The sequence below is a fragment of the Exiguobacterium sp. s6 genome, from assembly GCF_018618155.1.
In the GTDB taxonomy this organism is placed as follows: domain Bacteria; phylum Bacillota; class Bacilli; order Exiguobacteriales; family Exiguobacteriaceae; genus Exiguobacterium; species Exiguobacterium mexicanum_A.
This window is the reverse complement of the sequence record NZ_JACSLN010000001.1, coordinates 1,474,962-1,487,972: the sequence shown is the minus strand read 5'-3', so window position 1 is coordinate 1,487,972 and position 13,011 is coordinate 1,474,962. Positions and strand designations below refer to the sequence as shown.

General features: G+C 53.2%; 12 protein-coding genes. 10 read left to right on the top strand and 2 right to left on the bottom strand.

All coding sequences use genetic code 11. The annotated features are described in order from the left end of the window. The first annotated feature begins 27 nt into the window (after positions 1-27). The 5 genes from KNP75_RS07685 (at position 28) to nhaC (ending at position 5,314) form a co-directional block, all read left to right on the top strand. Positions 28-846 carry a fumarylacetoacetate hydrolase family protein gene (locus KNP75_RS07685; RefSeq protein ID WP_034777410.1) on the top strand — a complete coding sequence of 273 codons (819 nt, stop codon included), beginning with the start codon at positions 28-30 and terminating at the stop codon, positions 844-846. Positions 847-967: 121 nt separating this feature from the next. Further along, a complete protein-coding gene (locus tag KNP75_RS07680; RefSeq protein WP_034777411.1) occupies positions 968-2,230 on the top strand; it encodes a S1C family serine protease in 1,263 nt (420 codons plus the stop codon). A 55-nt stretch (positions 2,231-2,285) separates the two neighbouring features. After that, positions 2,286-2,630, top strand: coding sequence for a DoxX family protein (locus tag KNP75_RS07675; protein WP_034777412.1), 345 nt, complete (start codon positions 2,286-2,288; stop codon positions 2,628-2,630). A gap of 21 nt (positions 2,631-2,651) precedes the next feature. Next, entirely contained in the window at positions 2,652-3,749 is a 1,098-nt protein-coding gene (locus KNP75_RS07670; RefSeq protein ID WP_214708575.1) for an amidohydrolase, read from the top strand. A 164-nt stretch (positions 3,750-3,913) separates the two neighbouring features. Further along, positions 3,914-5,314, top strand: coding sequence for a Na+/H+ antiporter NhaC (nhaC, locus tag KNP75_RS07665; protein ID WP_034779844.1), 1,401 nt, complete (start codon positions 3,914-3,916; stop codon positions 5,312-5,314). A 17-nt stretch (positions 5,315-5,331) separates the two neighbouring features. On the opposite strand, the gene KNP75_RS07660 is transcribed toward nhaC, so the two are convergent. Next, a complete protein-coding gene (locus tag KNP75_RS07660) occupies positions 5,332-6,522 on the bottom strand; it encodes an HTH domain-containing protein (protein ID WP_214797747.1) in 1,191 nt (396 codons plus the stop codon). 78 nt (positions 6,523-6,600) lie between these two features. Between KNP75_RS07660 and KNP75_RS07655 the strand changes: the two genes are divergently transcribed. Both KNP75_RS07655 and KNP75_RS07650 read left to right on the top strand, forming a co-directional pair. Continuing rightward, positions 6,601-7,731, top strand: coding sequence for a mandelate racemase/muconate lactonizing enzyme family protein (locus KNP75_RS07655; protein ID WP_215190158.1), 1,131 nt, complete (start codon positions 6,601-6,603; stop codon positions 7,729-7,731). Beyond that, complete coding sequence (locus KNP75_RS07650) at positions 7,718-8,389, top strand: hypothetical protein (RefSeq protein WP_215190157.1); 672 nt, start codon at positions 7,718-7,720, stop codon at positions 8,387-8,389. Before KNP75_RS07655 ends, KNP75_RS07650 begins: the two co-directional genes overlap by 14 nt. A 36-nt stretch (positions 8,390-8,425) precedes the next feature. On the opposite strand, the gene KNP75_RS07645 is transcribed toward KNP75_RS07650, so the two are convergent. Continuing rightward, positions 8,426-9,175, bottom strand: coding sequence for a GDSL-type esterase/lipase family protein (locus KNP75_RS07645; protein ID WP_214708585.1), 750 nt, complete (start codon positions 9,173-9,175; stop codon positions 8,426-8,428). A gap of 117 nt (positions 9,176-9,292) precedes the next feature. Between KNP75_RS07645 and KNP75_RS07640 the strand changes: the two genes are divergently transcribed. From KNP75_RS07640 to KNP75_RS07630, 3 genes are all read left to right on the top strand, one after another. Then, positions 9,293-10,213, top strand: coding sequence for an ABC transporter ATP-binding protein (locus KNP75_RS07640; RefSeq protein ID WP_034779847.1), 921 nt, complete (start codon positions 9,293-9,295; stop codon positions 10,211-10,213). After that, entirely contained in the window at positions 10,206-11,204 is a 999-nt protein-coding gene (locus tag KNP75_RS07635; RefSeq protein WP_034777418.1) for an ABC transporter permease, read from the top strand. The genes KNP75_RS07640 and KNP75_RS07635 overlap by 8 nt, the downstream gene beginning before the upstream one ends. 179 nt (positions 11,205-11,383) lie before the next feature. Further along, positions 11,384-12,913: a M4 family metallopeptidase gene (locus KNP75_RS07630; RefSeq protein WP_215190156.1), complete on the top strand. Its 1,530-nt coding sequence runs from the start codon at positions 11,384-11,386 to the stop codon at positions 12,911-12,913. The last annotated feature ends 98 nt before the right edge of the window (positions 12,914-13,011 follow it).

Genomic DNA, 13,011 nt, shown 5'->3' with positions numbered 1-13,011 from the left:
TATACTAGCAAAAAAGGGGGAATTTTGATGAAATGGTGTAGTTTTCAAGTTGAAGGAGAGCAAAGGGTCGGTGTCGTGGCAGGAGAGTTCGTCTATGACGTCAGTGACCAATTACATACGACTTCGTTGTTAGAAGTCATCGCGCGTGAGTTTGAACCGGATGTCGATCTAGATGTCGCGCCAAGGCTGGCGCTTCAAGACGTCACGTTCGTCGCACCGTATCGTCCGCTCAAAAATGTCATCTGTATCGGGAAAAATTACGAAGAGCATGTGAAAGAGATGGATACGGCGGGGGCCGGTAAGCTCGTCATCTTCACGAAAGCGCCGACCTCGGTCGTCGGCCCAGAGGCTGTCGTCGAACGTCACCCCGAATTGACCGACCAGCTCGACTATGAAGGCGAACTCGCCGTCATCATCGGGAAATCAGGGCGGGATATTGACGACGTCGATGCCCATATTTTTGGTTACACGATTCTGAACGACATCACGGCCAGGGATGTGCAAAAACAACACGTCCAGTTTTTCCGCGGCAAATCGTTCGATACGTTCTGTCCGATGGGGCCGTATATCGTCACACCGGATGAGCTCTCGTTCCCACTGACGATTCAAACGGTTGTCAATGGCGAGACACGTCAAGATGGGTCGACGGCGGATATGATTCGCCCGATCGAAGAGTTAATTCGGACTTTGTCAAAGGGCATGACACTTGAAGCAGGAGACATCATCGCGACCGGCACACCGGCCGGGGTCGGCCACGGCATGAAGCCGCCCGTCTATCTCCAATCAGGAGACACGGTCGAAGTGAGTATCACGGGACTCGGGACGCTCCGTAACGTCATCGTCTGACCCAATTGACGCAAATTGTGAAGAATCTTGTAATCGATGCTTCATTTCCGCAAAACGATGACTATGCCTCTTATACTAAGGGTAGAACAAAGAGGAAACATCATATAGGAGATGATTACACATGGAACGCAATGATCGTCCAACAGAATCAAATGAACAAAATCACCGCGAGGATTGGCTCGATACCGAGCTCGGCTCGTCAGAACAACGACAAGAACCGTCGCGCGCAGAGCAACCGGCCCGACCATCGTTCGTCGGCCGGATGTTCCCTGGGTTTGTCGGTGGCGTGATTGGTGCCGTCTTGACTGGCGCCATCGCTTTTCCGTTCATCGATCAAGTGCCGACAAATGTGTCTGATACGAACGTGACGTCGGAAGGGTCGCCGGTCCAGACGACGTCTACGACAACGGACAGCTCGGTCACCGATGCGGTCGCGACCGCACAGCCTGCTGTCGTGACGGTGAACAATTTCGCGTCAAACGGTTTTTCAAGTGAGGCTGTCGAAGCCGGGGTCGGCTCGGGTGTCATCTATAAAAAAGACGGCGACTCGGCTTACATCGTCACGAACCATCACGTCGTCAACGGTGCTGACCGTTTGACCGTGACATTCAATGACGGATCGACAGCAGACGCCAAATTGATGGGTAGCGACGCCACGTATGACTTGGCCGTGCTCGAAGTCGATGCGGACAAAGTCTCGTCCGTCATCTCGATTGGGAAGTCGAGCGAGTTGAAACCGGGGCAAACCGTCGTCGCCATCGGGAACCCGCTCGGCCAGTTTGAGAACTCGGTCACACGCGGCGTCGTCTCGTCGACGTCACGTCTCGTCCCGGTCGATACGGATGAGAACGGACAAGCCGACTTCAACGCCGAAGTCATTCAGACGGACGCGGCCATCAACCCGGGTAACTCCGGTGGCGCGTTAATCAACGAATCAGGACAATTGATTGGGATCAACTCGATGAAAATCGCGACCGACTCGGTCGAAGGGGTCGGCTTCTCCATCCCGGTCGATATCGCTTTGCCGCTCATCAATCAAATCGAACAGACGGGCGAAGTGAATCATCCATCGCTCGGCGTCTCGCTTCGGGACGTGTCGGAGTTCCCACCGGGGTACTTGACCGAGCAAATCAATTTGCCGGAGTCGGTGACGTCGGGCACGATCATCGTTGAAGTGCAAGCGAACAGTTCGGCTGCACGGGCAGGACTTGAGGCACGCGATGTCATCGTGAAAATCAACGACCAGGCTGTCTCATCGTTCATCGACCTGCGGAGTGAACTGATTCGAGACACGGACGGGACCGTCACAATCGAATACGTTCGTGACGGTAAGACCGAAACGGTCGATGTCGAGATTCAAAACGCAAATGGAGACGCACTGTAAAGATGGGCACGCAGCCCATCTTTTTTGTTATGCTTAGAAAAAAGGAGGGGTTCAGTTGATTCGTAAACTATACGGGATTTTATTTCTAGGGGCCGGCATCATGCACTTCATTCAGGAACGGGCGTTCATGTCGATTATTCCGAAATCATGGCCGTTCAAACGATTCATGGTCCAGGCAAGCGGGGTCATCGAGGTCGTCTATGGTGTGTTGTTGCTCATGAACAAAGGGACGCGCTTCGTGAAAGGGACATTACCCGCTTTCTTAATCGCGGTGTTCCCGGCCAATATCAACATGGCGCTCAAACCGTCGAAACTAGGCAAAATACCGCTCCCAAAATGGGTCACGTGGGCCCGATTGCCGCTGCAGTGGCTCTTAATCAAAGGGGTCAAAAAAATATAAGTACATATGGGGGAATTGATCATGACGACGAACGTATTGAACTGGTTTGAGCATTTTCATGCTCATCCGGAAGTGAGCTGGAAAGAGGTTGAGACGACGAAGACGATTGCCGACATCTTGACGTCATGGCAAGTCCGTCACGAGACGTTTGCGGACGTGACCGGGGTCATCGCAGAGATTGGACAAGGTGATGACGTCATCGCTGTCCGGGCCGATATCGATGCCTTATGGCAACAAGTCGACGGGACGTTTCAAGCCAATCACTCATGCGGGCACGACGCCAACATCAGCATGGTGCTCGGCGCGCTCGACCTGTTGAGACATGAGATGCTATCGAAGCGGATTCGCTTCATTTTCCAACCGGCAGAAGAACAAGGGAACGGCTCGCTCGCGATGATTCAAAAAGGGGCACTCGAAGGAGTGAGTCAGCTGTATGGCATCCACTTGCGACCGCTCGAGGAATTGCAGCGCGGACAATATGCGGCTGCGATTCAACACGGAGCCGCATTCTTTCTAAGAGGAAGCGTTATCGGGGACGATGCCCATGGTGCGCGACCGCATCAAGGTCAAAACGCGTTAGATGTCATCTTTACGATTCAACAGATGCTCAAAAGCATCTACTTGTCGCCGTTCGAGCCCCATTCGATCAAGTTGACGGGCGTCCAGGCCGGTAGCGATAATTTGAATATCATCCCAGGGAACGCGACGTTCTCACTCGACGTCCGGGCTCAACAGAACAAGGAGCTGCTGGCGTTACGTGACCGCGTCGAGACGCTGTTGCAGCAAATCGCCGTCCTTCATGATGTCACCATCCACTGGGACTGGCAAGACTTCACACCGGGTGCGGAGATCGGAGAACGCTCGAGCCGACATGCGGCCGAAGCGATTGTCGACCGCTTCGGGGAAAGCGCGCTCGTCGACCGGATCATTACATCAGGTAGTGACGACTTTCATTTCTATACGGTCGAACAGCCGGGACTCGATGCGACGATGATCGGAATCGGCGCGAACTTGACACCGGGGCTCCATCATCCTCATATGTCGTTCGATCGGGACGTCTTACCAGAAGCGGCCGCCTTACTCGCCGATACGTTGCGCCGGGCCGCAAACGATAATTGAAGCGATTGACTAGATGGACGGGCCGGACGAGCTCGTTCATTTTTTTATTGCCAACTTTAAATGTAAGCGTTATCATCTACTTATTAGCGACAATATAACGACAATTCTGAATTTTTCGCTATCGGGGAGGAAGACACATGGAACAACAGGGGAACAAGGTAGACATGAAGCTTCGCTGGGCGGTATTGCCGCTACTTGTCATGATCGGGGTCATGCTCGTAGCCATCGTCAAATTGGAACAAGGGCCGCACATCCCACTCATCGTCGGGACAGCGGTCGCGTCGCTCGTCGCATGGCGACACGGGTACAAGTGGAAAGAGATCGAGGAGATGATGTACAAAGGGATTCGGCTCGCACTACCGGCCGTCGTCATCATCATCTTGGTCGGTTTAACGATTGGTGCCTGGATCGGGGGAGGCGTCGTCGCTACGATGATTTATTACGGATTGACGATTATTTCACCGGCCTATTTCTTGGTGACGATTTGTATCATCTGCTCGGTCGTCGCGCTCTCGATTGGCAGCTCATGGTCGACGATGGGAACAATCGGCGTCGCCGGGATGGGCATCGGACTGAGTATGGGGATACCAGCACCGATGGTCGCCGGAGCTGTCATCTCAGGGGCATACTTCGGGGATAAGATGTCCCCGTTGTCGGATACGACGAACCTCGCGGCGGGTTTGACGCACACGAACTTGTTCGAACATATTCGGCATATGCTCTACACGACGATTCCAGGGCTCGTCATCGCGCTCGGCGCCTATTGGTGGCTTGGCAGACGGTTCAGTGAGACGACGACGGACTCTTCAGAAATCGTCCAAACACTCGGTATTTTACAGGACAGCTTCGTCATCTCGCCGTGGCTCCTATTGATTCCACTTGCTGTCATCGTCCTCGTCGCGAGGAAAGTACCGGCCATTCCGGCACTCGTCGTCGGGATTGCGCTCGGCTTTCTCGCCCAAGTCATCGTCCAAGGCGGTTCGCTCGCCGACAGCGTCGGGGCGTTGCAGAGCGGGTATGTGATCGACACCGGTAATGAACTCGTCGACAACTTGTTCAGTCGGGGCGGTCTCGACGCGATGATGTACACCGTCTCGATGACGATCGTCGCGATGACGTTCGGAGGGATTTTAGAATACTCGGGGATGCTGCAATCGATCATGAATCAAATCGTCAAACTGGCGAAGACGGCCGGTTCGATGATTGCGTCGACGATTCTCGCCGGGGTAGCAACGAACGCCACGTGTTCCGAACAATACATCTCGATCGTCGTTCCATCTCGTATGTTTGCAGGTGCTTATGAGAAAATGGGGCTTCACTCGAAAAACTTATCCCGGGCACTCGAGGACGGCGGGACACTGACGTCGGTCTTCATCCCATGGAACACGTGCGGTGTGTTCATTCTCGGGACGCTCGGCGTCGGGGCGTTCGAATATGCGCCATACGCGATCTTGAACTTCATCGTTCCGGTCATCTCGATTATCTATGCGTTCACAGGCTTCACGATTGCACGGATTGCTGTGCAGAGTGTGGAACCGCCACTCGAAAAACAAGCAGCACAATGAAAAATTTCCCGGCCTATTCAGGTCGGGAAATTGAATTTATAGACGGCACGAGGTCGTCCTTGGTTGTAACTCATCTCTTCACCAATCACTTCGATCAGTTGCGCGTCATGTAATTTTTTGATGAGTCGCTCCGTCGTCCGTCTTGAGACGGCGAGATGGTCAGTCAACTCTTTTGCCGTGAATTCGAGATGGTGTTTTGAGAACTGCATAATTTTACCGATGTTGACCGGACTGATCCCGGCTTGCTTGATGACGTCAAAGACCGCTACTTCGGTCACTCGATAGGGGATGCGGTCCTCACGGTTCGGAAAGGACAAGCGTTTTGAATCGTCGACGATTCGAATGCGCTCCTTGCTCGCGGCTGATAGTGCGATCTCAGCATGTTCGTATGCTTGTTGATATTGCGTGCCATAGCCGATTCCGATTCGATAATCACCTGTTGGGCTGAGCGTACTTGTATCGAGGGCGTTGTTCGTCTCGCCTCGTGTCGTAAGTAGCGTGATACGACCATCGTCGGTCGATTCGATGTGTCCGCCAAGGTAGCGGACCACTTTCAAATGTTCGAGTAATGCCTTGTCGTCGGTCTCGAAACGAATGATGGCGAACTGGGCGTCGTCCGCGAACTGGCGTCGAATTCGTTGAATTAACATATCGAGATGGCGCTCGACCGTGGTCCGCGGCTCGATCATCAATAGACTATGATACCCATCACGGACGAGTTGACGATGAACTTGTTCGATGCTCGTCACGGCCAGTTTCGCCTGCTTGGCCCGGTGCTCCGTGTGAAAAGTAATCACGTCTTCGAAAGCGATACTCGGTTCGATTTTCATAACGACAGGAGTCGAGGCATGATTCGGGAACGACTCGAGGATTGACGTCAAGCGCTCCGGCTCGACCAAATCGATGGACAGTTGATCAAGAGGGACTGAGTGGGTGAGCGTCGCATAGAGAAGTGTCGTTAATAGGACAGTCTCGTCTTGGACGACGTGATGGGTCGCCACGTTTTGAAGGTAGGGGGCCGCATAAGTGAACGGGAACGACCCGGAAAAAAAGACACCATCGAACGAGCCGAGCGTTTTGGCGATAACGGCTGCTTCATGGGGATGCTCATAAGGGTGATACGCGAACCGAACACCTTCTGGGGCACCGAGGGTACGGATGGTCGCCACGAATTCGTGCGACCCGACGATGGCGATATGGATGGACATCAAAACTCCTCCTTGCAATTTAACGACTATTTAACGACAATATAGCTAACGATATATAAAAAGTAAAGGGGAATGGATATGAGAATAAAGAAAATCGAGCTGTTTGCGATACGTCTACCACTGAAAGTACCGTTCATCGTCAGTTATCACCGCTATGACGACATGCCGTCGGTAATCGTGAAACTGACGACCGAGTGCGGACATGTCGGTTACGGCGAGGCCGTCGCTGATGAGCACGTCACGGGTGAGTCGCTCGACAGTACGATTAGCGTCATCCGACATGTGCTAGGACCACTTTTGATCGGGCAAAACCCGATGCATATGGAACGAATCCATGACGTGATGGACCGAGCCATCCGGGACGTGCCGGCGGCGAAGGCGGCGCTTGATATTGCCTGCCACGACGTTGTTGGGAAAAAACTTGGCTTGCCTGTGTATGAGTTGCTTGGCGGCCGTTATCACGATGCCTTCCCGGTCACGCACGTGTTAAGCATCGGAGATCCGGAAGCGATGGCGGCCGAGGCGCTCGAACAAATCGAACAAGGCTATACAGCCGTCAAGATGAAAGTCGGCGTCGATGTCGCCTCGGACGTACGACGTGTCGAGGCGGTTCGGCGAGCTGTCGGACCGGACATTCCGATTCGGGTCGATGTCAATCAAGGTTGGGTCAATGCTGCCAAGACGCTCCAAGCGATGAAGTTGCTCGAACCATTCCATATCGATTGGGTCGAACAGCCGGTCAAAGCCGACGATTTTGAAGGCATGGTCGAAGTAAAAGGGAAAATCTCGGTCCCGCTCATGATTGATGAAGGCGTGCGGGGTGTAACCGAAATGCGTCGTCTGACGATGATGCAGGCCGCCCACAAAGTGAACATTAAGCTGATGAAGTGCGGCGGCATCTACCCGGCGAAAAAACTTGTCCATATGGCCGAGATGTCAGGTATTGAGTGCCAAATCGGGTCGATGGTCGAGTCGTCGGTCGCCTCGAGTGCAGGTTTCCACGTCGCGTTCTCGAGCAAAATCGTCCAATCGGTCGAATTGACAGGGCCGCTCCGTTTCGCAGAAGACATCGGCAATTTGACGTACGACCTTCCGTTCATTCGATTGTCTGAACGACCAGGACTCGGTGTCGACGTCGATGAATCTGTCTTATTACGTCTGACGACCGCGACGTACGTCGTCGGAGGGACCGATCATGTGGCGCGGTGATTGTAACGGCCTCGACATCGAGGTCACCTATTTGGCGATGACCGACCTGGGACAAATCGAGGCGGTGCAACAGAATGTCATGGATACACTGACGGAAGGGAGCCAGTATCAGTCCCTGTCGACAGAGGAGTTCGTCAAGTTGTTGACGGACCGGACGCTCATCGGGGCATATCACAAGGGAACGTTGATCGCGTTCCGCGCGCTCCTCATCCCACCGCTTGATGACGAGCATCTCGGCTATGATATCGGTTATCCATCAGAGGGACTGGAACGCATCATTTATCAAGAAGTGACGAACGTCCATCCGGACTACCGCGGCTACGGCCTGCAACAGCATCTCGGCAGGCTTCTGATGAGAGAGCTGGAACATGGTAGCCGATTCGACCTCGTCTGTGCGACCGTGGCACCATTCAACATCCCGAGCTTGAAAGACAAGTTTGCCCTCGGGCTTCGCATCGGTGCCCTTAAACCGAAGTATGGCGGGAAGTTGCGCTACATCTTTATGAAGGAACTGCACAGCGACTGGCGACCGGCCGGAGAAGCGACATGGCTCGAGATGGGCGAGACGGAGCAACAGGGCGCCTTGTTGAAGGCGGGTTGGTACGGAACGTCCATGACGCGCGACGGGGAGAGCTGGCTCGTCAAATATGAACGATGAAAAAATGGCCTGATCGCGATGATCAGGCCATCTTACTTATTCGAGGATGAACAGGACGTCCTCGGCTAACTTCTCGTACGTGCGATCGCTCGGATGGAACTGGTCGGTCGCGAGGTCACGCGAGACGTCAGAGACGTATGCGAACGGGTCGATCACGTCGATGCGTTGCGCGTTTCCGAACGTGGCCGCCGAGGCGTTCCAATCGAGAATCAGTTGATTGAACGCCTCACCGTTTTCGTTCTCTTGGAATGGATTATAGAGCGCGATATAAACGATTTGTGCCGTATCGTTCAATCCGCGAACTTGTTCAAAGATGTCATTCAAATTCGTCTTGGCATCGGTCACGACTTGTTCGATATCGACCGATTCAAAGTTATCGACGTTCTCGCCGCGATTGAACAGGTCGTTGCCGCCAATCGTGAGTGTGATGTAGCGGGCGTTCTCAATCGTTCGCCGCACTTCCGGTTGTTCGAGTTGGGCCAACAAATCCTCAGTCCGGGCACCGGAGACGGCCAAGTTCTGCGTACGAATGCCGTCTTCGTCGAGCGTTTCACCGACCGGCTGAACGTAGCCAGCACCTGACGTCGACCCGACGCCGCGTGTCAGGGAGTCACCTAAAGCGACGTAAACGTCACCGACCGGTTCGGGTCTCGAATCTTCACTAATCGAGAGTGTGCGTTCCGGTGGGTTGACGATATCTTGATAGCCGATCCATAAACCGTATAAGGCGATGCCCGTCAAGAAGACCGAACCGATTAAAAACGAATACCATTTCCCATTTTTCATGTGATTCCCTCACTTTCTATGAGACTATCATATCAAATAAGTTTGAACCTGCCCTATGTGAATGTTCGAATAGGACAGATGCGGTTGAGTCCGATAGAATGTAGGAGAGGTGAGATGATGCAACCAACATTGAAAATAGACCATTTGACAAAAGTAATCGGTAAGAAAACAATCATCGATGACATCTCGTTCGATGTATTCCCAGGTGAGGTGTTCGGATTTTTAGGTCCGAACGGGGCCGGCAAAACGACGACAATCCGGATGATTGTCGGGTTGATTAAGCCGACGAAAGGGACCGTCTCGATTTGTGGATTCAGCGTCGAACGACAATTCGTTCAGGCGATGAACCAAATCGGGGCCATCGTCGAGAATCCGGAGCTGTATAAATTCATGAGCGGGCGTGAGAACTTGAACGCCTTTGCCCGGATGTTGCCCGGTGTCGATGAGGCCCGGATTCAAGAAGTGATCGACCTCGTCGACTTGACGGCGCGGATCGATGATAAAGTGAAGACCTACTCGCTCGGAATGCGGCAACGGCTCGGTATCGCCCAAGCGATGTTGAACAATCCCCGCGTCTTGATTCTTGATGAACCGACGAACGGGCTCGACCCGATGGGGATTCGCGATCTTCGACTCTTCATCCGCCGTCTCGTCGAAGAGACTGGACTGAGCGTCCTCGTCTCGAGCCACATTTTGGCTGAGATTGAACTGCTCGCGGACCGCGTCGCCATCATGTCGCGCGGAAAAATCGTCAAAGTCGGGACGGTTGACGAATTGATTCATGAGTTGGCGTCGACTGTCGATGTTCATGTGGCCGACAGTTTTGAAGTCTTGCCGATTGTGCGCGGTTTCGAATCGATTGAGCACGCCGACGTCGTCGACGAGCGCACGATTCGCGTCTCGATGAATCTTGAAGAGACGGCCCGCTTGAACCGCTATTTGCTTGACCGGGGAGTCGACGTATTCGGGCTTGAACGACGCGTCCAGACACTCGAAGAATTATTCATCTCATTGACCGGGGGTGACCATATTGTCTAATCCGTCAATACTTGGTCTTATTCGGAACGAAGTCTTAAAAATCCATAAGAAGCGACGACTCCTCGTCGTCTCGATCATCTTGATTGTGCTCGTTTCGATGTTCACGTATGCGAACTATCGTCAAATCGAGAAACAGCGCGAAGAACAAGGGACGATCGATTGGCGCGTCGATTTGCAACAAGAGATTGTCGATACGCAAAACCGGCTCGCCTCGGCGAACGTTCAGGACGAGTTCCGTCAAATCTTGGAGTTCCAGGTCCAACAGAATCAATACTACTTAGATAATGATATCAACCCGAACTATCCCGGGGCTCCGACGTTCATGCGAGTCTTCTTCTCGCAAGGAACGACGCTCGTGTTGCCGCTCTTCATCATCGTCCTGATGGCGGATATCGTCAGCGGTGAACACAATGACGGGACGATCAAGACACTGTTGTCTCGGCCCGTAAGACGATTCAAAATCTTGCTCGCCAAATGGATGACGACGCTGCTTTATACGTCGATTCTCATCTTCATCACGGCGTTCGTTAGTTACGCCATCTCCGGCATCGTGCTCGGTTGGGACGGATGGACCGCCCCGATTTTGACCGGCTTCCAGGCCTCGTCGACGGGGACGTTCTCGACCGACTTCGTTCATACGCTGCCGATGTGGCAATACTTGCTCATGTCGGTCGGACTATCTTGGTTCGTCGTCGCAGCCGTCGGGACGATTGCGCTCATGATCTCGGTCATCGTCAAAAACACGGCGACAGGGATTGGGATCATGATGGCCGTCCTGATTTCAGGACCGCTCCTCACGTCGCTCGGGTCGAATTGGGACAGCTCGAAATATTTGGTCAACGTCAATTTCGGTCTTCATACCTATCTCGAGGGGCAAGCCCCACCAATCGAGGGGATGACGTTGCCGTTCTCGCTCATCGTCATATTCGTCTGGTCGCTAGCGGCTCTCGCGTATGCGTTCTACCATTTCACACAAAAAGATGTCTATTGATGACTGGCGTCACCTTCCATGGTGACGCTTTTTTTGTTACGGCTGATACGACTAGAGAAGAGGACGGGTTAGTCCAAATGTCTTAATAATTTGAATTGTCAAAATAATTAAAAAGTTGGATACATTAAATGTGGGAAACTATGTAAAGTAGGAGACACCACATAAGGAGGGAAACACACATGAAAAAAGTTTTATCTACATCACTCATCGCAGGAGTCTTGCTCGTGCCACAACTCGTCGGCGCGGCGGAGCTCAAGTCGGGCACGTTGACGAAACCATCGAACGAAGCCCCGACGACGATCGTCAAAGAGTATGCGAAAGCGAAAGGCGAATTCAAAACGCTCGAATCGAAGCGTGACAAAGTCGGACAAGTTGTCAAATTACAACAGACGGTCGACGGAGTGCCAGTCTTCGGTGGAATTGTCGTCGGTGTCGTCGATAACGATGGTCAATTGAAAACGGTCGTCGACGATACGAAACAACTTAAAGGATTACATAAATCAATCAAGCTGAATGAGCAAAAAGCGGTCGCTCGTTATAAAGAGCTCGTCGGCCACAAAGGCGCATACGAGCTTGAGCCGGCAGCGGAACTCGTCGTTTATCCGAATGGTGAAGAGGCGGTCTATGCGTATGAAGTGACCGGGACGATCCTTGATGCGGATGAGCCGTCACGCTGGACATACTTCATCGATGCGACAAGCGGGAAAGTATTGAACAAATACAACCAATTGGCGCACGCCAAACCGACGAACGGCGTCACGGGTACGACATTTACGGGAACGGGAATCGACGTCCTTGGTCAGAGCCAAACGTTCAAGACGACGAAGAGCGGTTCATACTACTATCTCCAAGACTCGACGCGCGGTAAAGGCATCTATACGTATGACGCCGGAAACCGGACGCGCCTTCCTGGATCTCTCTGGGCCGACGCTGACAACGTCTTGAACACGACGTACGACCGGGCCGCGGTCAGTGCCCATGTCAACGCGACGAAGACGTATGACTTCTTCAAGAACACTTATGGACGCAACAGTTACGATAACAACGGTGCGGCCCTCAACTCGACGGTCCACTATAGCCGTAGCTACAATAATGCGTTCTGGGATGGCAGCAAGATGGTGTACGGTGACGGGGACGGCCAAACGTTCACGTACCTCTCTGGTGCACTCGACGTTGTCGCTCACGAATTGTCACACGCCGTTACAGAATACACGGCCGGTTTGATCTATCAAAATGAATCGGGTGCGATCAACGAGGCGGTATCGGATATCTTCGGTACGGTCGCGGAGTATAGCGTCGGCTCGAACTTCGACTGGTTGGTCGGGGAAGACATCTACACGCCTGGCGTGGCTGGGGACGGACTCCGTTCGATGTCGAATCCGGCAGCATATGGTGACCCGGACCACTACTCGGTCCGTTACACGGGGACGCAGGACAACGGTGGCGTCCACATCAACTCAGGTATCGTCAACAAAGCGGCTTATCTCTTAGCGAGCGGCGGTTCGCACTACGGCGTCTCGGTCCAAGGCATCGGCGTCATGGAGATGGGGGACATCTACTACCGTGCCCTCACGGTCTACTTGACACCGACTTCGAACTTCTCAAGCCTACGTCAAGCCGTCGTTCAATCGGCCAAAGACTTGCACGGTGCGACGAGCACGCAAGCAGTCGCAGCGGCGAAATCGTTCGATGCGGTCGGCATCAACTAAACTTGATTCAGTCCTTTTCGCTTCGGCGGAAAGGATTTTTTTGTCGCTATTTTTTTGAAAGAATAGGGTAAATAGATGTTGTACTTAGAATTCAATCG